A 22991-nucleotide genomic window follows, 5' to 3' on the forward strand; every position below is an offset into this window, starting at 1 on the left:
TTCTCATCTCGTCTAAAGTTTCTCCCCAACAGTGCACTATTGCCTATTGCGAGAGGTTTAAAATAGTATATCATGACTATCCTTTTTTTAGAAGGAGTTTTTTTCTTGATGCTGGTAAGTATCTTTAAATGTATTCATAAAATTAGCAAGCTCCTGGCAATGTTCAAGTGGAACGGCATTATAAATGGATGCACGGCAGCCACCGACAGATCTGTGGCCGTTCAAGCCGATAAACCCAGTTTCTTTCGCTTTTTGCAAAAATTCCTGCTCAATTTCTTTGTTCGGAAGGGTAAAGGTAACATTCATATAAGAACGGCTGTTCAGCTCGGCATGTCCTTTATAAAATCCATCGCTTGAATCAATGGCATGATAAAGTAATTCTGCTTTCTTCGCGTTCATTTCTTCAATCTTGGTAATACCACCTAAATCATTTGCCCAATCAAGTACAAGTGAGAGGAGGTAAATAGCTAAAGTTGGTGGCGTATTATATAGTGAATTGCTAGCTTGATGTGTATGGTAATTCAACATAGTTGGAATTTCAGCCAAAGAATCAGAAATAAGGTCTTTACGAATGATGACAACGGTAATACCAGATGGACCAAGGTTTTTTTGCGCGCCGGCATAGATTAAACCGAATTTGCTGACATCTATTTTTTTACTCAAAATATCACTGGACATATCCGCAACTAAAGGAACATTTTTTGAATCCGGAAATTCATTCCATTGCGTTCCGTAAATGGTATTGTTTGAAGTGATATGTAAATAAGCTGCATCTTGATTATAGACGATATCAGAAAGTTTCGGGATGAATGTATAATTTGACTCTTTTGTAGAAGCTACAACTCTAGTTGTTCCGATTTTCTTCGCTTCTTGTAAAGCCTTTTCCGACCAACTTCCAGTTAGAACGTAGTCCGCTTGACTATCAGCTTTTAATAAGTTCATTGGAATCATCGAGAATTGAAGGCTAGCACCGCCTTGCAGGAAGAGAACATCATAATTTTCTGGAATATCCATTAGTTCTTTAAGCGTTTGAATGGCGTGATTATGGATCGTTTCAAACGTATCACTGCGATGGCTTAATTCCATGACCGACATCCCTGTGTTGTCGATATTTAACCATTCAGATTGCGCTCTTTTTAAAACTTCTTCGGGTAAAGCAGCAGGACCTGCATTAAAATTACGTGCTCTTTTCATATTTATTCCTCCTTGTATGTGTGAAAGGACTTGATTGTTTCTATCCTATCAGAAAATGTTTACAAGTTGAAAGAAAAAAAAGAATGTTTAGTGAAATAATCATGATTTGATTGAAATTTCCTTTAAATCATAAAAAATTCACCATTGAGTTAGGCTCCAAGGTGAATTTTTTATGATTAATTTTCCATGCTTTCTGAAATGGATTGTGCCATAGCTTGCAAGTCTTCAGGTGTGTATTCACTCGTATGCGTTTTCCAAACGGCTCCGAATCCATCACCTTCACCGTAGCGTGGAATTAAATGAAGATGGTAATGGAAAACGGACTGTCCGGCAGCTTCACCGTTATTGTTAATAGTATTCAAGCCAATTGGATTGAACGCCTTTTTTAGAGCACGAGCAATTTCTGGCACTACTTCAAAAATACTTTTTGCCATGTCAGGTGTTAATTCATAAACATTTTCTTTATGTACTTTTGGGATGACCAATGTATGACCTTTCGTTACTTGACTAATGTCAAGAAAGGCAAGTACATGTTCATTTTCAAATACTTTTGTACTCGGGATCTCTCCAGTAATAATTTTACAAAAAATACAATCGCTCATCTTTGACATCCTTTCCTGGTTAATGTTTAGGTAATCTTATCCTATCATAGCTACATGAAAGTCGGAAAGAAAAAGAAACAGGATGCAGCTGATTGCTGCACCCTGCGACTTGAAAAAGGGGCCATACTTCAATACGTTTCATTACATAGACTTTCTTTAACAAACACCTCATTTACTAAAAGTAAGTTTAGCGTTTAAAAAAGTTTTTGCATACAAAGCAACCATCTCCTATATCTCTAAAGCATTATAACAGTAAAGTATAGTGGATCGTGCATGAATGTTTTCTTCGTCTAATGTGTGCAAAGCAACCATCTCCTTGCATAAAAACGTTTGGTTCATTGAAGTTTCTGGTTTATTGCAGTTAGTTGTCTTTAACTGACACCTCATTTGACAAAATGATGAAATCATAAGTTTAATGAAGAACCCCTTCTTCACTACTTATGATAGCCATGATTTACGTTTTATATACATGATCAATTAAAAAAACATGTGTCTATATAAACAGCGAAATTTTCTAAATTGAAATAAATGTATATAGAAGTGCGTACTCAAAAAGGAGGATAAAAAGAGCCGAGAAGTTCGAGGAGCGCATCTCGAGAACCTTTCACGTATACAGTAATACGTGAGGGCTGAAGGGAAAGAGCTTTGAGGCAATTCCCAAGCTTTTGACTTTTTGAACAACCTCTAGAAGGAAAGTAGTGGTGGAGATATTTGTATTCTTATGTGAAAAAGAAACAGGATGCAGCTGATGGCTGCACCCTGCCTATGAAAAAGGGGTCACACTCCAAATACGTTTATTTACATAGACTGTCTCCGATAAACACCTCATTTACTAAAAGTAAGTTTTAGCGTTTAAAAAAAGTTTTTGCATTCAAAGCAACCATCTCCTATAACTCTAAAGTTTTGCAACAATAAAGCGTATTGGATCGTGCATGAATGTTTCTTTCGTCTAATGTTTGCAAAGCAACCATCTCCTTGCATAAACGTTTGGTTCATTGAAGTTTCTGGTATATTGCAGTTAGTTGTCTTTAACTGACACCTCATTTGACAAGATGATAAAATCAAAAGTCTAATGAAGAACCCCTTCTTCACTACTTATGATAGCCACGATTTAAGTATTATATACACGGGGATTCCAAATGTTTTTTCACCATTAAAAAAAGCGCTGTAGGTTAGAAAGTAAAATTCGTTAAAAAACTAAAGCTTTCTTAGCTCGATAAACAAAACGGAATTTGTTAAAATGGAACTAACCTACATTATGGAAGGGATCGTTGATATGTCCTTATTAGAAATAAACAACTTAGTCGGAGGTTATACAAGAATTCCTGTATTAAAAGGAATCAGCTTTGACATTCGGCCGAATGAGCTTGTTGGACTTATAGGTTTGAATGGTGCGGGGAAGAGTACAACGATTAAGCATATCATTGGATTGATGGAAGAGAAAAGTGGTTCGATTACAATAAAAGGAAAAACGTTTGCTGAGAATCCAGATGAATATCGAAAGCAGTATACCTATATTCCTGAAACACCTATTCTTTATGATGAGCTTACACTAGAGGAGCATTTAAGGCTTACTGCGATGGCATACGGTCTAGAGGAATCCGTATTTAAAGATAGGATGGGGAAATTATTAAAGGAATTCCATATGGAGAAACGTTTATCTTGGTTTCCAGCCCATTTTTCAAAAGGGATGCGGCAAAAGGTGATGATTATGTGTGCGTTTCTTGTTCAACCATCTTTGTATATTGTGGATGAACCGTTTGTGGGACTAGACCCGCTCGGGATCCAGTCGTTGCTTGACCTTATGCAAAATATGAAAGAAAGCGGTGCAGGGATCTTAATGTCTACTCATATCCTTGCGACAGCAGAAAGATATTGTGATTCTTTCGTCATTCTTCACAATGGAGAAATTCGTGCAAAAGGTGATTTGGAACAGCTTCGAAGTCAATTTGATATGCCAGGGGCAACACTTGATGACTTATATATTCAACTGACAAAGGAAGAAACTAAACATGAATAGCCGAGGGTTATGGAAAGAGCGATTCCTCGGCTACAGCCAAGAAATGCAAAAGTATTTACGATATATTTTTAACGGGCATTTAATGTTTGTTATGGTGATTGGTTTAGGCGGACTCGGCTTTTATTACAGCGAATGGGTGAAGACCTTGACCGCTGATTTTCCAGCAGCTTGGATCATGGCTGTCGTTCTTGGTTTTTTCCTAACAAGAAGCCCGATCATGACTTTTTTGAAAGAAGCGGATGTGGTGTTCCTATTGCCTCTAGAAACGAAGCTTAGAATGTATTTTAAAAATTCTATTTGGTTGAGTGCCATGATGCAGGTCTTTATGTTGATAATTGTGTACATTGTCTTCCTGCCGATGTATACAAAGGTAGCAGATCCTAGTAAAGTTTCCAGTCTTTACGTTATCATCCTGTTGTTGGCTGTTAAATTTTTCAACATACATATTCATTGGTATATGCTGAAGTATACGGAGCCGTCTGCGATCAAAATTGACTTCTTTATCCGATTATTAGTGAATATTGTTTTACTCTATTTAGTTTTTGCCGATGCGAGTCATTTAGGTATAATACTACTCGTACTTCTGTGTGGTTTATTCTTTTATTATAGGCATACAACGACAAAGAAGGGCATTAAGTGGGAGCGATTAATCGAACTAGAGGGCAAGCGGATGATGTCGTTTTACCGGATTGCGAATCTATTCACCGATGTACCTAAGCTGAGAGGAAAAGTGGCCAGACGAAAATGGTTAGACTGGTTACTCACTTTCATACCTTATCGTCAAAAATCAACATACACGTTCTTGTATGCTCGGACGATGCTCCGGGCCAATGACTATGTAGGCTTACTAGTAAGGCTGACTGTTATCGGATCGTTTGTGTTGCTTACCTTTCCTTCAATGGTTGCGAGTATACTCGTCACGATTTTGTTTCTTTATATGACAGGAATTCAAATTCTTCCTGTTTGGAAACAGCATGAGTTGAAAATATGGGTATCATTATATCCACTGCCTGCTAAGTTACGAGAAACAGCAGTCATACAACTTGTATCTTGCTTTTTACTTTTTGAAGCAATCGTGTTTACCCTCGTGTTACTTATTGCGGGAAATTGGTGGGGTGCTGGGGTGTCATTCTTAGCAGCAATTGTATTTATTCTACTATTTAGAGGCTATTCTGCAAAAAAATTGAAGAGTTTCTAACATACAAAACGAATATAGCGTTAAACCTACCATTTACCACATGTAAGCACGCGACATTGGCCTAATCACAATGGTGGCGGTGCAAAGCCGGAGTTTTGGATGCTTTCTTGATAAAATGAGTATACCTGCTAAGTAGCGGGCTTATTAGTAAGTCGCGAAGCTTAAGTCCCCATATCCTTCACACAAAACTGGAGATGATTGCAATCGACACGTATGAACAAATCACCCATCGTGAGCTTATGGCATGGAAAAAGAAAATTTTGCGGAAATCAGGTACCTTTGAGCGGATTTCCAAAACCGCACAAAATAAAATGAATACCTTCATTCCTAAAAAGGTACATGGCGTCATTACCGAGAGCATCCGGAATCTTGTTGAAGCTGTTTTAAAAGGGTCCAAATTTGTTTCGAAGGAAAGAGATGTTTCTTGCTTAAGTTTGCAGCAAAAGGATCAATGGGTGAAGGAAACGATTGTAACCTATCGAAAAACGGCGGTAATTGAAGGGGCAGGTACGGGTGCAGGGGGTATTTTACTAGGCCTTGCTGATTTTCCGTTGTTATTGACGATTAAAATGAAACTTCTCTTTGAAATTGCTGGATTGTATGGCTTCGACGCGAAGAAATACGAAGAACGACTATTCATCCTTCATATTTTTCAGCTTGCTTTTTCTAGTGAAGACAAGCGACGAGAAACACTGGATATTATTGAGAATTGGGATCATATTGAACATGCTAAGGAATTAGACTGGCAACAGTTTCAGCAAGAGTACAGAGATCAAATTGATTTCGTCAAAATGTTTCAGCTCGTTCCGGGAATTGGTGCAGCGGTAGGGGCCTACGCCAATCATCAATTGTTGGATCAACTAGGAGAAACGGCGATGAATGGGTATCGCCTGCGAATTCTTTCTGAAAAAGCATAAGAAATGAGCCGCTTGTGTCAATCGCAGCAGATGATACAAGCGGCTCTTATATATTTTAAAATATCATTTAATTTATCCCACATTAACGGGGAGTAATCCACCCACTGAGTGAAGTTTCACTCTATTAAGGAATTTATCCTTTATTCATTGATTTAATTCGAATCCAAGGACGTTCATCTTCCCATCCCAATGAAATGGGGAGATCAAAAGTCTTTTCTAATAACTTCTCGGTCAAGACTGATTTTTTTTGTCCATTCGCAATAACATTTCCTTTATTTAATAATAAAGCGTGCGAAATAGATGGAACGAGTTCTTCGATATGATGGGTTACATATAATAGAGTAGGACCTTCAGCTGATTGGGTCAACTTCTCGATCGTTGAAAGAAGCTCTTCTTTTGAATAGAGATCTAGACCATTGCATGGTTCATCCAGGATAAGTAAGCTTGGTGAAGACATGAGCGCTCGAGCGATCATTACTTTCCTTTTTTCTCCTTGAGAGAGGGACAAGAAAGCTTGGTCAGTTAAATCACTAATTCTGAACTGTTGAAGAAGCTCACTAGCTTTTTCAACATCAATTTCCGTTATTTCTTCATACAATCCAACCGAAGCGTTTTTTCCACTTAATATGACTTCTATAGCTGTATCACTTGGACGGGAGTGAAATTTTTCATCTAATGAAGTGCTTACCCATCCAATTTTTTTTCGAAGCTCAGGGATGTTTGTCTTTCCGAATATGTTTCCCAAAACGGAAACATTCCCTTTAGTTGGCCATTGATAGCCCGTTATGATTTTTAGGAGAGAAGTTTTCCCCGATCCATTTAACCCTAAAATTGCCCAGTGTTCTCCCTTGTTAACCTTCCAGGAAACCCCATTCAATATCTTCTTATTATCTCGGTTCCAGATAATTTCGTTCAGTTGAATCACAAGACTATCCATCTCTTGAATCATCTAGACTCCTCCAGTAGTTAAGTTACGAAAGTGTATACTTGCTTATATGAAATTTTAGAGTGATTCGGGAAACTCTTATTAACTTATCTAATAATGATAGTAGAGTGGCTTTATTTGTTTTCACTACTTTGGTGATAGGAAATCGCCGCACTGCCCAATGTTTTAGCTGCAATGAGCATTGCTTTTTCGTCAATATCAAATTTCGGATGGTGATGACCATAGGGAAAATCAGGATACGGCTTAGCGCCAGTGAAAAAGAATGTTCCCTTCACATTTTGTAAATAATACGAAAAGTCTTCTCCTGTCATATCAGGTAGCGTTTCTTCAATCGTATCTACTTCTGCTACTGTAGCAGCTGCTTCTACGAGTAAATGTGTTTCTGTTTCATGGTTGATAACAGCAGGGTACCCATAATCATACATATATTCATACGTACAATTTCCAGAAAGACAGGTTCCTTTCACAATGCGTTCAATTTCTTCTGCAATAAAGGCACGTACATCTTCACTAAATGTCCGTACAGTGCCGCCAATTGTTGCTTTGTCGGCTATCACATTAAAGGCGTTTTCAGCCACAAAGGATGCAATAGTAACGACAGCAGAATCGAGTGGACTAACACGTCTACTGACAATTTGCTGTAGGTTTGATACGAGTTGAGCGCCAATCACAATGGCATCTTTCGTTTTATGTGGCTGTGCACCATGTCCACCTTGGCCAAAAAGAGTTATTTCGAAGCGGTCAGCTGCCGCCATGAAAGGACCGACTCGATGTTGGATCGTTCCAGTTGGTACAGTTGCCCAAAGATGAGTACCGAAAATGACATCTACTCCATCTAAACAACCATCTTCAATCATTGGCTTAGCACCGCCTGGGGCGTATTCCTCGGCATGTTGATGAATAAGTACATAATCACCTTCTAGTTCATCTTTCATCGTATGGAGCGCTTTTGCTAGAATCAACAGAGTCGCTGTATGTCCATCATGACCACATGCGTGCATGACACCAGGCACGGTAGACTTATAAGGAACATCCTTTTCATCTTGTATCGGTAATGCATCGAAATCAGCTCGTAGTGCGACGGTTTTACCAGGTTTAGCACCTGATATTCTTGCCACAACGCCATTGCCACCGATGCCTGATTTTACTTCAATCCCAAGCTGTTGATAAAAATCAGTAATATAGGCAGCCGTTTTCGTTTCCTGAAAAGAAAGCTCAGGGTGTTGGTGTAAATAGCGACGAATGGCGACCATTTCTTCATAAGAATTTTCCAAAAGGGTATGTAACTTAGCAATCATAATTTACCTCCGTAATTAAGTGAATAGTTGTTATATAGGGAATAGTATAGCATACAATGTTTAGAAAGGAGGCCAAGCTGTTTTGGTATGTTCTTAGTCAAATAACTGGAGGGGAAAATGAGAAAAGAGTATAAAAAGAATGTACCGATTATTCTAATTGGTTTTTTTATGTGTTTAGCTGTTTACTCGATCATTACAAAAGCTGTTCAAAGTGGCCAGCCATTGAAGCTGGATCAAGCCTTTTTACCTTTCATTTCAAGTGTAGCAGGTACATGGATGTATGATTTTTTTTATAAGCTTACAGAAATGGGTTCAACCATTATACTTGGAGTTTGCGCGTTGATTTTAGTTCTTTGGCTGTGGATCTCGAAAAAAGATTATCTCGCGATGGCTGTCGTTTCGATAGGGGTTGCCGGGTCTGATCAGCTGAATCGGTTTGTGAAAGGAATTATCGAACGTGACCGGCCAAGTATTAATGCAGCGATAGATGCAGTAGGGTACAGCTTCCCGAGTGGACATGCAATGGTGAGCATTACTTGTTACGGTTTGGCTGTTTATTTTATTGGGAAGCATATAAAGTCCACTTTTTTGAAAAGATTGTTTAGACTCGTTCTCTATTTACTCGTTCTACTAATCGGTTTAAGCAGAATTGTCTTAAAGGCACATTACCCGACAGATGTATTGGCAGGATATTCACTTGGGGGAGCGATTGTGATCGCATGCGTTCTGTTCTACTCATGGTTTACGAATAAAGGTCGAGGGTATTCCAAAAGGGTTTAATCTACACGCTCTTTAACGGTTATTGTGACATTAGACGTCATATAAACGTTAAAGTAGATGTGGGTCTGACCCTTTCTTTTTTTGGGGTACCCTCGCTTTTTTTGTTTTTATGAATATGACAGTTGAAGTAACCAAGGTAAATTTTCTATACGTAGATTTTTATCCCATCCTTAAGAGGCAGTAAGCCCCCCTACTGATTGAAGTTTCACTTTCTTTTGAATAGTATTCATTAAACGTCGAATACTTAAAACAAGGAGGGATTATCTATGGAAAATCACGCATTTTCGGAATTGAGGTTATTAAATCCATTACTTCTAGGGGTATTATTAGCTGCTAATTTAGGCTATTATTTATCTCTATCTACAGCTCAGTTTCCTTGGTTAGCGTATATAGGAGCAGCTGTGGGATTGGCAATCATATTGATATTGTGGATTGGTAAGCGTTCGACTTTGTTTATTTTCGGTTTTTTTGCAGCGACAATTCTTAATACATTACATTATGAGTGGCATCATTTATTTTAATAAATTTAGATGTTTATCGAAAGAGATAAACTTCAAGCAGTATGAAAAGAATCGAAATATTTGTCCATTTTTTGAGAAAAACTACCTTTTTCTGGAGTGTAACAGGAAAGGTAGTTTTTGTTTTAGCCATATAAGTGTATATTCATTTTTTCATGTTCTATTATGTTACTACTGAAAATGTTACGAAAAAAAGAGCAATACATCCTTGTATAGTGTTAAGACTTAGAAATGTTTAAAGATGGTCAATTTTGTAAAGAGTGTATGTAGAAGTAACGTAAATAGAGAAAGGGTAGATAAATATGAAGCGTTTCCTTTTTTTTAAAATTTTTATAGGCATAATGTTTGTGCTAGGGGCTTGCGGAAGCGGCAATGACAATAGTGATAATAATGGTAATAGCACTAGCGGTAGCAATACTGAAAAAAGTGACGAGCGGTCAATCTCAGATGAAGGGATGAATCAAGAAGGGAATCCAGCTAATGCAGGTGTAGAGCAAAATAACCCTCAAGAAAAGATTAAGGGTGAGGGTGAATTGGTAACTGTTGACTTACAGAATACGGAAGGCGTGAAAATTGGGACAGTCAACCTGGAAGAAATTGATACAGGTGTACGCATCAGTTTAGAGGCGTCAAATTTGCCACCAGGAATACATGGTTTTCATATTCATGAAACAGCGTCATGTGTTGCTCCTACTTTTAAAACAGCAGGCGGGCATTTTAATCCTACAAATGCGAGTCACGGTATAGATCATGAAGAGGGACCACATGCAGGTGACCTTCCCAATATTGAAGTCGGAAAAGATGGCATGATTAAAGAAGAAGTTATAGCTAAACACGTTACATTAAAGACTCATCAAGAATATTCATTGTTCGATTCAGATGGCTCGGCACTTGTGATACATGCAAAAGCAGACGACAATAAATCCCAGCCAGCCGGTGATGCAGGAGATCGCATCGCATGCGGTGTGATTGGTGAATGATAATGAAGCTAGATAAGAATGAAGGATGCCTAAAAGAGTGTGACCCTTTTAGGCATCCTTCTTCTAGTTCGTGAGAAAATAGTTATTAATGATCTTGGATATTTTTTCACACTAAGGGAAAATACGAAAGTAACGGGTCTTACATTAAAAACATTGCAACAATGGTCGTAACAACTAATCCAATCGCCACTGGCAATAGATTTCGTCGTGCTAGTTCAAATGGATCTACATTACATATCGCTGCTGCTGGGATTAAAGCCCAAGGAATTAGCGTACCGCCACCGACCCAAATGGCCGAAATTTGACCAAGTGCCGTTAAAGTAGCAGTGCCACCTCCAATTGCAGTAGCAAATAAATTGGCTACTGAACCTGCTAATGAAATGCCAGAAAAACCTGAACCGTCTAAGCCTGTTATTGCACCAGTAATTGTTAATGTAATGGCTGCAACTTCTTTCGATAAAGGCACAAGAGCCGCCAATCCAATCCCAAGATCATTAACAATCCCGTGTGATGTTGCTGGCAGGTGATCTCCTAAAATTTTCTGAAAGCCGGAATCTCCTAAATAAAAGAAAGCGGCTATAGGGATGACTGGACCGAATACTTTAAAACCGAATTGAAAACCTTGAATTAGATACGCTGTAATTTTTTCCAAACCTTGCTGTTTATGTGTAAAAAGTGAAAGAATGATCAAAATGAATACAGCTGTCCCACCTACTAAAGCTGTAGCATCCCCGCCCTGAAGCTTCAGAACACTCATGGCGACAACATCAAGAATAAAGGCGATAGGAATGAAAACGGCAAAGAACTTTTTCTGACTTGAAGATAAAAAATCTTCTGATCGAATATTTTCATTTTCTACATGAATACTGGTGCTGACAGGTAATGATCCACGTATCATGTCTCTGCGAAGAAAAAAATATGCCGTTATCGTAGTGACAAGCCCCATTGTGATAACGAGAGGAATACTTGCACTAATTACTTCTCCAACAGGAAGAGAAGCAGCATCAGCTGTTAATTTAGGTGCTGCCTGAATGATAAAATCGCTTGATAGAGCAATGCCGTGACCAAACAAATTCATTGCCATGGCAACGCCGAGAGTTGGTAAACCCGCACGAATGGCTACTGGTAATAAAACAGCTCCGAGTAATGCTACGGCTGGTGATGGCCAGAAAAACCATGAAATGACCATCATTAAGATACCAATTATCCAATAGGCAAGTGCAGGTGATGTAATAAAGCGTGTAAACGGTGAAATCATCGCATCATTAATTCCTGTTTTCGTTAAAACTTGACTCATAGCTACAATGATAGAAATGACAAGAATGGTTGACATTAGCTCGGTAATTGCAAAGATGAAGCTATTAAATATCCCGCTGACTGAAGCAGAGAGACTGCCTGTTGCAATGAGAGCAAGAGAAAATATTCCAAGTATACAGATAAGTGTCGTATCCCGCCTCTTTACCATAAAACCTATAATCAATACGATGAATACAATATAAATCCAATGCAGCGCTGTCCATTCTACGCCCATAAAGAATCCTCCCCTGTATTGGTAAAGAACGTGATTTTCATACAGAATATGATGGGCGATTAGATTGGTGTTTGACCTGCCTAGATTTTGGTGGTTAGAAACTATGCGGAGTTGATACCAAATCGAAAGTAGTCTGAGGTTTATCGGTGGATTGGTTCAACTAACCATCAGTAGGAGATACCCCCCACTGATGGAAACTTTACTTTATTAGCCTTCCTCATTTATTAAGGAATACTGTGTCACATAAGCTGGTCCTGAGAAAATCTTTTTATTCAAATCGGGATTATCAAGAGATTTACTATCTTTATTATGAGCGGATTGGAAGGAATTTGAGTTTTTCCAATTCGTGAATGCTTCTTGATCTTCCCACATCGTCAAAATAACATACGTATCTGAGTTCAAAGGTCTGAGAATTCGAAGTGCGGTGAATCCAGGTTCCTTTTCAATCAAGCCTGCTCGATTTTTAAACCGGAATTCAAATCCTGGTCGGCCCTCCTCTGTAACCGGGATGTTGTTCATCACGACATACCCTATCTCCTTTAGTTCACCACGTCCATCCACTACTTCAAATTTTCTTGGGGACGAAAAGATGGTTTTACCAGTTGTCTCATGTAGTAAAAGTGCATGTTCCGCATTTCCCATAAAATAAAGTTTTTCATTTACGTGCTTTTCTTTTACCTTTTGTAGAAATTCTCGTGTTCCAGTCGTTATAAATATGTTCATTAGTTTCCCACCTTTTTTGTTTTGGTAACCTTTTCAAACTTCTTTGGTTAAATCATAGCAAGAATAAACTATCAATACAAAACAATACATGTTTGTTTATTCAGTTTTCTTTTTTATTCAGGTCATTCCTTCAAATAAAAAAGTCGAATTAGTGACAATGTCAGAGGAGTTCTATACTTCTATAAAGGAATAGCATAAAGTAGTAAGCAGTTGCATTTGAAAATAATCTGACTTCTGTTATTCTAATATTAGGAAGACGATGATCGATAAAATTCGTCATGTTCGAAAGGTGGATATGAATGGTTAAGATTACGAATGATACTTTTTTACAGGCTGCAAGAGGGGAAAAGACGAGCCATGTTCCAGTTTGGTATATGCGCCAAGCTGGTAGGTCACAGCCAGAGTATCGTAAAATTAAAGAAAAATATTCCTTGTTTGAAATTACTCATCAACCGGAATTATGTGCTTATGTTACACGGCTACCGGTTGAGCAGTATGACGTAGATGCTGCTGTTCTTTATAAAGATATTATGACACCACTGCCAGCACTTGGCGTTAATGTGGAAATTAAATCTGGAATCGGTCCAGTGATTGATAATCCTATTCGTTCGATTGAAGATGTCGGTAGACTGGGTGAATTAAACCCTGAAAAAGATATTACTTATGTGTTGGATACGATTAAGTTGTTAACGAAAGAACAATTAACTGTTCCATTAATTGGTTTCTCAGGTGCGCCATTTACGATTGCGTCGTATATGATTGAAGGTGGACCTTCAAAAAATTACCATAAAACGAAAGCATTTATGTATACGGAGCCTCAAGCTTGGTTTGCTTTAATGGATAAGTTAGGTGAGATGGTCATTACATATGTTAAAGCGCAAATAAATGCGGGTGTAAGCGCAATCCAAATCTTTGATTCCTGGGTAGGTACGTTAAATGTAGAGGACTACCGAAAGTATATTAAACCAGTTATGAATCGAATATTCTCTGCTTTACGTGAAGAAAATGTTCCATTAATCATGCATGGAGTAGGTGCAAGGCACTTGGCATTGGAGTGGAATGACCTTCCGATTGATGTAGTTGGCTTAGATTGGAGACTACCGATCAGAGAAGCAAGAGAAATGGGCATTAAAAAGGCTGTACAAGGAAATCTTGATCCATCTTACCTTTTAGCACCATGGGAAGTGATTGAAGATAAAGCGAAACAGATCCTAGATCAAGGCATGGAGCAATCTGGTTTCATCTTTAATCTTGGACATGGTGTTTTCCCAGAAGTTAATCCGGAAACACTGAAGAAGTTGACTGCTTTTATACATGAATATTCTTCATGGAAATAAGAAAAGAGTAAGTTGCTATTCAGGAACTTCGACTAAGGTCCGCTACTGCTTTGTAGTACGTTAAAAATGTAGATTGTGAAGTTAGATAGTTTATTCTAAATGAGGTGTTAACAAAAATGGCAAGAAAGAAAATGGGTCTTTTAGTAATGGCTTACGGGACTCCGTACAAAGAGGAAGACATAGAACGGTATTATACGCATATACGTCATGGAAGAAAGCCTTCTGTGGAAGCACTTGAAGATCTCCGCGGACGTTATAAAGCAATTGGCGGAATTTCTCCACTTGCCAAAATTACAGAAGGTCAAGCAATAGGGCTACAGAATATGTTGAACGAAGCGCAAAACGATATTGAATTTAAAGCATATATCGGCTTAAAACATATTGAGCCTTTCATTGAAGATGCAGTACAGCAAATGCATGCAGATGGTATTACAGAAGCTGTAAGCATTGTTCTTGCACCTCATTTTTCTACGTTCAGTGTTAAATCTTATAATGAACGTGCGAAAAAAGCAGCTGAGTCGCTTGGAAATGTAACGATTACATCTGTTGAGAGCTGGTATAAAGAACCGAAGTTTATTCAATTTTGGGTTGATCAATTAAATGAAACGTTTGCGAAAATGACACCGGAAGAAAAAGACCATTATGTTTTAATTGTTTCGGCTCATAGTCTGCCAGAAAAAATCTTGCAAAATGGCGATCCGTATCCTAAACAATTGGAAGAAACGGCTGAGCTAATCGCAAAAGCAGCAAATGTTAAGAATTACGAAATAGGTTGGCAAAGTGCTGGACAAACACCAGAGCCTTGGCTAGGACCAGATGTTCAGGACTTAACGAGAGAACTTCACGCTCAACAAGGTTATAAAGCTTTTATATACATACCAGTCGGTTTTATTGCCGAACATCTAGAAGTTCTTTATGACAATGATTATGAGTGTAAGGTTGTAACCGATGAAGTAGGAGCAAGCTACTATCGCCCCAATATGCCGAATGTAGATCCTGCATTTATCGACGCATTGAAAACGATTATTATGAAAAAATTAGATCTACAATAGAAAACAAAACAAGAGGATAATTCCATAGAATTCGATTTCCAAAGAGGCTGTCTTATAACAAAAGGCTTAAGATATCACAACTACTATATACCTTTTAAGACGTGAACATGACACAATAAACGGTGTATAGAGTGTGTGAAGGTTAGACCCTTTTGGGACAACCTCTCTAAATGGAAGAACGACTTCGTGGAGTGTCCTCTTTTTCTTTCGGAAAAACAGTAGGAAAATTATAAGTACGTGTTAAAAAGAGCTGAGAAGTTCGAGGAAAGACAGAGCGAAGAAGAAATTCTACAGCTATTATTACCGGACTTTATGAACAACCTCTATAAGTAGAAAATCTAAGCAAGCTATCTCAAAGAACGTGGAGATTTACTGCTAAATATTATTTTTCTTCTGTAGTAATGATTGATCTTTTGTATTAGGTATTTGCAATTTCAAAACCAATTTGTTAATATATTACTGAACTTAATGACTGAAATGTTCATTTGGTCAATTGCGAGGTGGAAGATGTCAGTTAATCGAAAAAAATTAATTATCGAGGCCGCCACAAAGTCTTTTTCATTATTTGGGTATAAAGCAACAACGATGGATCAGGTTGCCAAGATTGCGAATGTTGGTAAGGGGACTATTTATACGTTTTATGCAAATAAGGAGGAATTATTTAAAGAAATTGTTGATAATATGATTGTAGAGATGGAGCAAGAAGCGAACGATGCTATTAATCCTGAGCTAACCTTTACGGAGAATCTTCATCTTACACTCTATCGTCTATTAGAATTTAGGCGTGAACATCAATTGATGATAAAGCTATTTCAAGAAGAGCGAGAAATAAGAACGCCTGCTGTATTGGAAATAGTTGAGGAAATTGAAAATGCCATTATTTCTTTTATCGCACAGAAGATTAAAATAGCAAACCAGAAGAAGTACATTAAAGATTGTGACCCTGAATTGACGGCATTTCTTATGCTGAAAATATATATCACACTTATTGTAGATTGGGAGAGAATAAGGAAGCCTCTAAATAAAGAAGAGATAGCGGAATTGTTCGACCTATATTTATTTAAGGGATTATCACTTTAAAACGGGTAATCCTCATTTTTTGCAAATTAATGACTAAATGAACAAATTGGTCATTTCGAATCAAGGAGGCAGTTTATGTTGAAAAGTGAATGGAAGTCTATTTTTACAAATCGAAAATTGCTTGTTTCTATAGTAGCTATATTATTTATACCAATTATGTACGGTGGCATGTTATTATGGGCATTTTGGGATCCATATGAGCAATTGGACGATTTACCCGTTGCTATCGTTAATAATGATCAGGGCGCAGTGCTTGATGGTAAAACCTATGAAATTGGTGAGGAATTTGTCAAGAATTTAAAGGAAAGTAAGGATTTTAACTTTAAATTTGTCGATCATGAAACAGGATATAAAAATTTAAAAGATCAAAAATATTATTTGCTTGTTGAAATTCCTAAAAATTTCTCTAAAAATGCAACAACCTTGCTCGATGATACACCGAAAAAGTTGGAATTGAAATATGTACCGAATGAAAGTTTTAACTTTTTATCGGCACAAATCGGTGAAACGGCGTTACAAAAAATTCAAATGAATCTTCAAGAAAAAGTGACCGAAACCTATGCCAAAACGATGTTCGACAGTTTAACAAAAATGGCAGATGGCTACCAAACGGCTGATGAAGCGGCGGGGAAACTGTTAACTGGTGTAGCGGATTTAAATAGTGGTGCTAAAACGCTTGAAGAAAAATTAGCGCTATTAGCTGAGAAACAAGTTGAATTTACTGGTGGTACGAATAAATTGGAAAGCGGCACTAAAGAGCTGAAAACTGGGGTTGAAGTCCTTACTAATGGATTAGGTCAGCTTTCAAAAGCTCAAATTCAGCTAGTTGATGGCGCTAAGAAAGCGGAAGATGGAACAAGAAGCTTACAAGTTGGAATTCAACAAGCACATCAAGGGATTAGCACCATTGTGCAGAAGATGAATGAGGCTATTTCGGGTACAAGTAAGCTGAATGAAGGCTCTAATCAAGTAACAGATGGTCTTAAGCAGCTTCAAGATGGAGCGAATTCGGCTTATATGGGAGCGACGGACGTTAAGAATGGAGTAACCGCTCTGCAAAATCAATTAACTCCAGTACTTGAATCTCTTCCAGAAGAAAACCAAGTGGCACTTCAGCAAGCTTTAGAACAATTATCTCAAGGAACAGCTGCACTCCAAGCTGGTAACGAGAATATCGCTGCTTCAGCAGGGAAACTTGCCGCTGGTTCAGCCAATGTCTCTAGCAATCTAGCAGCGTTAACCGAAGGACAAAAGGCTCTTCAAAACGGGTTGCAGGATCTAAATAATGGAACAGCTAAATTAGATACTGGTGCAGATCAGTTGCTTAGTGGTCAAAAGCAGTTAAGTTCTGGACTAACGACGTTCTCAAGTAAATTGAATGAAGCCAAAGCAGGCGGAGATAAGCTTGTAGCAGGAGCTAGTAGCTTAACGAGCGGAGTTAGACAATTAGAGGAAGGTTCGAAAGCATTAGCTGACGGATCTACGCAATTAGTAGATGGATCAAAGCAACTTGCTAATGGCACAACAGATCTTAAAGAGGGTTCCCAAACATTTAAAGATGAACTAAATAAAGCGGCGAATGAATCAGAAGGATTACATCCTACGGAAGAAACGTATAACATGGTTGCCAAGCCAGTACAGGTTGATAAAGAAGGGATCAACAAAGTGCCGAACTATGGAACAGGTATTGCGCCATATTTCTTATCTCTAGGTTTATTTGTAGGAGCATTAATGCTTTCTATTGTCTTTCCATTAAGAGAACCTGTTGGTATTCCGAAAAATGGATTTACCTGGTTCTTTAGTAAATTTGGTGTTATTGCAGCTGTTGGGATTACCCAGGCAATACTTGTTTCTGGATTACTAATCATTCTTTTAGATCTCAAAGTCCAAAGTGTTCCATTATTCATCTTATTTTCAATCATTACAAGCTTAACATTTATGGCACTTATCCAATTATTAGTTACAACAATGGATAACCCAGGCCGTTTTTTAGCAGTTATCATTTTGATTTTGCAATTGACAACAAGTGCTGGTACATTCCCAGTGGAGTTAATCCCGTCACAGCTACAATGGTTAAATCATGTATTACCTATGGCGTATTCTGTACGAGGGTTTAGGGAAGTCATTTCAAGTGGGGATTTCGGTCTAATGTGGTCGGATGGCTTGGTACTATTAGCATTTATGGTTAGCTTTCTTGTGCTTACCATACTTTACTTTGTAGTGAAATATAAAAAAAGCTACTCAGAAATGAACGACGCAGTTCAAGAATTAGAAGCGTAAATAAAAGGGTCTAACTTCACACTATATACATGGTTTAATTGTGTTATTACACTTCATATTAACCGTATATAGTTGGTGTGGGGTTTAGACCTTTTCGTTATGGAACAGCCCATTGGTGTAAAGGTTTAACTTGAATAGGTAAAAGATGAAAAGAACAGGATAATACGATATATTTAATATATAAGTATAGGTTTTGATGTCTAATGTAAGCGACTAATTACGCTAAAGCCTAACCTTTGGGGTGAAAAAAGCGTATGCGTATCTCTTATCGAAATCACCACAGGAGGAGATTGTTGTATGAAAATTACTGTAATAGGTTGCTGGGGCGGCTATCCTGCAAAGAATGAAGCATCTTCAGGTTATCTTGTGGAATATGGAGATTACAGGGTGCTGCTCGATTGTGGTAGCGGTGTTTTGGCTCAACTGCAAAACCATATGCAACCGGAAAAATTAGATGCTGTTGTATTAACTCACTATCATCCGGATCATATTGCAGATATCGGTGTACTTCAGCACGCCTTGCTAATTGGTAGCTTTTTAGGGAATCCGAAAAAAACACTGCCAATCTATGGTCATCATTTAGACGAAGGAGAATTTAAAAAGCTAACTTATAAAGATATTACAAAGGGGATTGCATATAAAGAGGACGAGCCTCTTTTAATTGGCCCATTTACTTTTACTTTTTTAAGAACAAAGCATCCTGTTCCTTGCTTTGCCATGAAACTTGAGGTGAATGGCGAATCCATTGTCTATACAGGAGATAGTTCGTATATGGAAGAGTTGTCGATTTTTGCAAAAGATGCGAAAGTGTTATTATGTGAGAGTAGTCTTTACGGACATACAGATGGCTCATCAGCAGGTCATATGACAGCAAGAGAAGCGGGGATGATTGCGCATCTTGCTGATACCCACTTGCTCATGCTTACTCACTTGCCACATTATGGAGATTTACAACAGTTGAAAAAAGAAGCAGGAGAAGTATTTAAACGTGAAATTGCCCTTGCTAGAAGTGGCATGGAATTTCAATTGTGATTTTTTAGGTAAAATAAAGGAGGAAACACGAATGATCTTTGTAGATAATAAAGGGATTCACGATCCGCAAATGAATCTTGCTATTGAAGAATACATATTAAAAAACCTTGATATAAATGAAACGTATTTATTATTTTACATCAATGGTCCGTCCATCATTATCGGTAAAAACCAAAATACGATTGAAGAGATCAATACAGAATATGTCGAGAATAATGGAATTAAAGTGGTTCGAAGACTTTCGGGTGGTGGTGCTGTGTATCATGACCTTGGAAACTTAAACTTTAGTTTCATTACTAAGGATGACGGTCAAAGCTTCCATGACTTTAAGAAATTCACGGAGCCTGTTGTTAAGGCGCTTAGTAAGCTGGGGATTAACGCAGAAATAAGCGGGAGGAATGATATTCTAGCTGAAGGCAGAAAGATCTCCGGTATCGCCCAATTCAGTACGAGAGGCCGCATGTTCACGCATGGTACGCTTTTGTTTAATTCCGAAATGGATCATATTGTCTCAAGTTTAAAAGTGAAAAAGGACAAGATCGAATCGAAAGGAATTAAATCGGTCAGAAGTCGTGTAGCCAATATCGCAGAGTTCCTTGAAGAACCCATGACCATTGAAGAATTCCGTTCTTTGATTCTTAAATATATCTATGAAGAAAAAGAAACCATTCCTGAGTATGTTTTAACGGAAGAGGATTGGGCAAAAATTAATGAGATTTCTAAAGAACGTTACCAAAACTGGGATTGGAACTATGGTAAATCACCGAAGTTCAACTTACAACATTCACACCGCTTTCCAGTAGGGTCAATTGATATTCGCTTAGAAGTGAATAAAGGAAAAATTGAAAACTGTAAAGTATATGGAGATTTCTTTGGTGTCGGCGATGTGAGCGAAATTGAAGAGAAACTTACGGGGATTCGCTATGAACGCACTGAAATTGAGCGCGTCTTAGCAGATGTTGATGTGAAGCATTACTTTGGGAATGTAACAAAAGAAGAAGTTATTAATCTTATTTACTGATAGAAAATTTAAAAAGCCGCCATTATCGTTTGTTCGATAGATGGGGCTTTTAGTTTTCTTCTATAGATAAATCACTGGCGATTACAAGAACTCTATCGTGAACTTGTGATTATTAGGCTGAATAGAATAATAAGGCCATATTTTTATAATACTCCTTAAAGTACATGTTCAAAAGGGAGGATAAAAGAGCCGAGAAGTTCGAGGAGCGCATCTCAAGAGGACCCGGAAGACGGATCTTTGATGCGATTCTCAATCTTTTTACCGGACTTTTTGAACAACCGCTTAAAGAGCATTATGATGTTCCACTTGAAAAATTTCTGCATATTCGATATGATAGCATTTAAAAAATTCAGGCTTGACAATAAGCTTACTATAATAGAGGAGGGGATTGAATGAGAGACGTGACCCTACTTGATATATTTCAACATCATATTACACAGAAATATTTAAATCGTTCTGGGTTAGTGCACGCTATTGCTGTTGCATACCATGCCTTTCACTTGGCTAAAGAGCAGAATGTGGACGTCGATATAGCTGCCAAAGCCGGTTTGCTTCATGATATGGGACATTTTACATGGTATAAAAATGGGAAGTGGGATTATGACCTTTATAAACAAAATGATATACATGCAATAAAAGGAGCAGAAAGAGCTCATAAGCTACTTATTCGACTTGGAGAAAATCCAATCCAAGCCAAAACCATATCCCTCGCGATTCTATTCCATACTGATTCATTTCTACCTACAAATGACATTATTCGCACGCCACTTCAACAAATTGTAAAATGGGCTGATGAGAAAGACGAAGAAGAAGGTGGTCTCCATCATTATCGAAAGATTGATTTTGAGCGTGCAAAAAAAAGCATTATCCGTCTTGATGAAATGATTGAAAAAGTAAGAAATCATGAAGGTTAGTTGCACAAAACTTACAATTTCAATATTAGGAAATGGTTCTAACTTGTCCGTTATGTACTACACTTAAAGTAGGAAGTGATAAGGAAGGGGTTGGATTATGGTAAGAAAATCGGTCTTAACTGCAATCGTTTTATTTGGTTTATATATAGCTGGTATGTATGTGTATATATTTCACGGAGCCCAATCTATTATACCTGAAGCTTTAAAAGGAACGGTTGCAGATCCAGCTGTTTTTTTGAGTGAAAGGGAATGGGTATTGAGTGAAGAGTATTCGAAAATCAGAAATTTTCTGTTTTTTGCGGCGGTACCATTTGATTGGTTATTTTATTTTCTTATTTTAGCATTTGGCATTTCACGAGGGTTTGAAAAATGGTCTTTATCGCAAACGAAGTGGAAAATTGTTCAAAATGCTATTTATTTATTTTGGTTATCTTTGTTGAGTTATGTTGTTGTGTTCCCGCTTAATTATTATCGCTACACCTTAGGCAAGAGCTATGGAATCAGTACTCAATCTTTTACTTCATGGATGAAGGATGGAGTGATTGAGTTTTGGGTCGATTTCGGGACGATGATTCTTATTGTCTCTGTTTTATATTGGCTGATGAAAAAAAGTGCGAAGAAATGGTGGCTGTATGCCTGGTTTTTGACGATTCCTTTTTCATTATTTATCATGTTCGTTCAGCCGGTAGTTATTGATCCACTTTATAATGACTTTTATCCGCTTAAAAACAAGGAATTAGAAACAAAGATATTAGATATGGCAGATAACGCGAATATTCCATCTGAGCATGTATATGAAGTGAATATGGCGGAAAAAACGAATGCCTTGAATGCATATGTCACGGGAATCGGCTCCAATTCCCGAATTGTTTTATGGGATACGACTTTGAGTCGGCTTAATGATCAAGAAATTCTCTTTATCATGGCGCACGAGATGGGGCACTATGTGGAAAAACATATTTATTTCGGAATTGCAGGTTATTTAGTCTTAACGCTTGTTGGTTTATGGTTCACTGCGAAATTGATGAATTATACCATTAGGCGCTGGGGGAAAGTTCTAAACATATCAGAAGTTAGCAGCATTCGTTCATTCCCATTATTTTTATTGATTACATCTATTTTATTGTTCGCTTCCAGTCCTTTATCTAATTATGTGTCAAGGTATCAGGAAAGCCGAGCGGATCACTATGCGATTGAAATGACTCAAGATAAAGATGCTGCAATTAGTTCCTTTCAGGAGTTGACAAGAGCTGGGTTAAGTCAAGTGAATCCTCCTTTGCTCGTGAAATGGTTTCGCTACACACACCCCTCCATGCTCGAGAGAATTTCAATGCTTGATCAATATGATACGAGTAATCAGAATGAATAAGCTGACTTCGGTCAGTTTATTTTTTTGTAAGAAAAGAATGTATTTTACATTAACGGCGCTTAAAGACTTAGATAGATCGAAGAAGAGTAGGGGGATGAAGAAAACCCCATTGATTGAAGTTTCATTTTATACATTTTGCAATGAGTTTTAGTGTCAATTCATACACCTGACATATTCGAGTATTGAATGTATATTAGAA

20 protein-coding genes are annotated in these 22991 nt (G+C 37.8%); 14 read left to right on the forward strand and 6 right to left on the reverse strand.

Annotation, left to right across the window (positions count from 1 at the left end; all coding sequences use genetic code 11):
- Positions 1–87: 87 nt before the first annotated feature.
- Together serC and JNUCC23_RS06375 are read right to left on the reverse strand one after the other, a co-directional pair.
- Entirely contained in the window at positions 88–1194 is a 1107-nt protein-coding gene (gene serC, locus JNUCC23_RS06370) for a 3-phosphoserine/phosphohydroxythreonine transaminase (protein WP_403072627.1), read from the reverse strand.
- A 176-nt stretch (positions 1195–1370) separates the two neighbouring features.
- Positions 1371–1796: an HIT family protein gene (locus tag JNUCC23_RS06375; RefSeq protein WP_454214864.1), complete on the reverse strand. Its 426-nt coding sequence runs from the start codon at positions 1794–1796 to the stop codon at positions 1371–1373.
- A gap of 1276 nt (positions 1797–3072) precedes the next feature.
- Here JNUCC23_RS06375 and JNUCC23_RS06380 point away from each other — a divergent pair.
- The 3 genes from JNUCC23_RS06380 to JNUCC23_RS06390 all read left to right on the forward strand — a co-directional run bounded on the left by JNUCC23_RS06380 (position 3073) and on the right by JNUCC23_RS06390 (position 5931).
- On the forward strand, positions 3073–3816 hold the full coding sequence (locus JNUCC23_RS06380) for an ABC transporter ATP-binding protein (protein ID WP_062183369.1): 744 nt from the start codon (positions 3073–3075) through the stop codon (positions 3814–3816).
- Complete coding sequence (locus JNUCC23_RS06385) at positions 3809–5014, forward strand: ABC transporter permease (protein WP_454214866.1); 1206 nt, start codon at positions 3809–3811, stop codon at positions 5012–5014. The genes JNUCC23_RS06380 and JNUCC23_RS06385 overlap by 8 nt, the downstream gene beginning before the upstream one ends.
- Positions 5015–5217: 203 nt before the next feature.
- Entirely contained in the window at positions 5218–5931 is a 714-nt protein-coding gene (locus JNUCC23_RS06390) for an EcsC family protein (protein WP_403073973.1), read from the forward strand.
- Positions 5932–6064: 133 nt separating this feature from the next.
- Here JNUCC23_RS06390 and JNUCC23_RS06395 read toward each other — a convergent pair whose 3' ends face one another.
- On the reverse strand, positions 6065–6880 hold the full coding sequence (locus JNUCC23_RS06395; RefSeq protein WP_454214868.1) for an ABC transporter ATP-binding protein: 816 nt from the start codon (positions 6878–6880) through the stop codon (positions 6065–6067).
- A gap of 110 nt (positions 6881–6990) precedes the next feature.
- Positions 6991–8175: a M20 family metallopeptidase gene (locus JNUCC23_RS06400; RefSeq protein WP_454214870.1), complete on the reverse strand. Its 1185-nt coding sequence runs from the start codon at positions 8173–8175 to the stop codon at positions 6991–6993.
- Positions 8176–8292: 117 nt separating this feature from the next.
- Here JNUCC23_RS06400 and JNUCC23_RS06405 point away from each other — a divergent pair, with 117 nt between their 5' ends.
- The 3 genes from JNUCC23_RS06405 (at position 8293) to JNUCC23_RS06415 (ending at position 10453) form a co-directional block, all read left to right on the forward strand.
- The gene (locus tag JNUCC23_RS06405; protein WP_454214872.1) at positions 8293–8955 is read left to right on the forward strand and encodes a phosphatase PAP2 family protein; all 663 of its coding nucleotides are present in this window, start codon (positions 8293–8295) and stop codon (positions 8953–8955) included.
- 266 nt (positions 8956–9221) lie between these two features.
- Complete coding sequence (locus JNUCC23_RS06410; protein WP_062182266.1) at positions 9222–9476, forward strand: hypothetical protein; 255 nt, start codon at positions 9222–9224, stop codon at positions 9474–9476.
- A 299-nt stretch (positions 9477–9775) separates the two neighbouring features.
- Entirely contained in the window at positions 9776–10453 is a 678-nt protein-coding gene (locus JNUCC23_RS06415) for a superoxide dismutase family protein (protein WP_454214874.1), read from the forward strand.
- 139 nt (positions 10454–10592) lie between these two features.
- Here the strand turns inward: JNUCC23_RS06415 and JNUCC23_RS06420 are convergent, their stop codons facing one another.
- Together JNUCC23_RS06420 and JNUCC23_RS06425 are read right to left on the reverse strand one after the other, a co-directional pair.
- Entirely contained in the window at positions 10593–11984 is a 1392-nt protein-coding gene (locus tag JNUCC23_RS06420) for a hypothetical protein (RefSeq protein WP_454214876.1), read from the reverse strand.
- 207 nt (positions 11985–12191) lie between these two features.
- The gene (locus JNUCC23_RS06425) at positions 12192–12707 is read right to left on the reverse strand and encodes an antibiotic biosynthesis monooxygenase family protein (RefSeq protein ID WP_403072649.1); all 516 of its coding nucleotides are present in this window, start codon (positions 12705–12707) and stop codon (positions 12192–12194) included.
- Positions 12708–13006: 299 nt separating this feature from the next.
- Here JNUCC23_RS06425 and hemE point away from each other — a divergent pair, with 299 nt between their 5' ends.
- The 8 genes from hemE to JNUCC23_RS06465 all read left to right on the forward strand — a co-directional run bounded on the left by hemE (position 13007) and on the right by JNUCC23_RS06465 (position 22792).
- The gene (hemE, locus tag JNUCC23_RS06430) at positions 13007–14044 is read left to right on the forward strand and encodes a uroporphyrinogen decarboxylase (RefSeq protein WP_454214878.1); all 1038 of its coding nucleotides are present in this window, start codon (positions 13007–13009) and stop codon (positions 14042–14044) included.
- A gap of 116 nt (positions 14045–14160) precedes the next feature.
- Entirely contained in the window at positions 14161–15096 is a 936-nt protein-coding gene (gene hemH, locus JNUCC23_RS06435; protein ID WP_403072655.1) for a ferrochelatase, read from the forward strand.
- Between the two features lie 507 nt (positions 15097–15603).
- Positions 15604–16176 carry a TetR/AcrR family transcriptional regulator gene (locus tag JNUCC23_RS06440; protein WP_403072658.1) on the forward strand — a complete coding sequence of 191 codons (573 nt, stop codon included), beginning with the start codon at positions 15604–15606 and terminating at the stop codon, positions 16174–16176.
- Positions 16177–16251: 75 nt separating this feature from the next.
- Positions 16252–18456: a YhgE/Pip family protein gene (locus JNUCC23_RS06445; protein WP_454214881.1), complete on the forward strand. Its 2205-nt coding sequence runs from the start codon at positions 16252–16254 to the stop codon at positions 18454–18456.
- A 297-nt stretch (positions 18457–18753) separates the two neighbouring features.
- The gene (locus tag JNUCC23_RS06450; RefSeq protein WP_403072664.1) at positions 18754–19488 is read left to right on the forward strand and encodes an MBL fold metallo-hydrolase; all 735 of its coding nucleotides are present in this window, start codon (positions 18754–18756) and stop codon (positions 19486–19488) included.
- 31 nt (positions 19489–19519) lie between these two features.
- Positions 19520–20509, forward strand: coding sequence for a lipoate--protein ligase (locus tag JNUCC23_RS06455; RefSeq protein WP_403072667.1), 990 nt, complete (start codon positions 19520–19522; stop codon positions 20507–20509).
- Positions 20510–20901: 392 nt separating this feature from the next.
- Entirely contained in the window at positions 20902–21423 is a 522-nt protein-coding gene (locus JNUCC23_RS06460; RefSeq protein WP_062182234.1) for an HD domain-containing protein, read from the forward strand.
- 97 nt (positions 21424–21520) lie between these two features.
- Complete coding sequence (locus JNUCC23_RS06465; protein WP_454214884.1) at positions 21521–22792, forward strand: M48 family metallopeptidase; 1272 nt, start codon at positions 21521–21523, stop codon at positions 22790–22792.
- Positions 22793–22991: the final 199 nt, after the last annotated feature.

The sequence above is a fragment of the Peribacillus sp. JNUCC 23 genome (assembly GCF_053653995.1).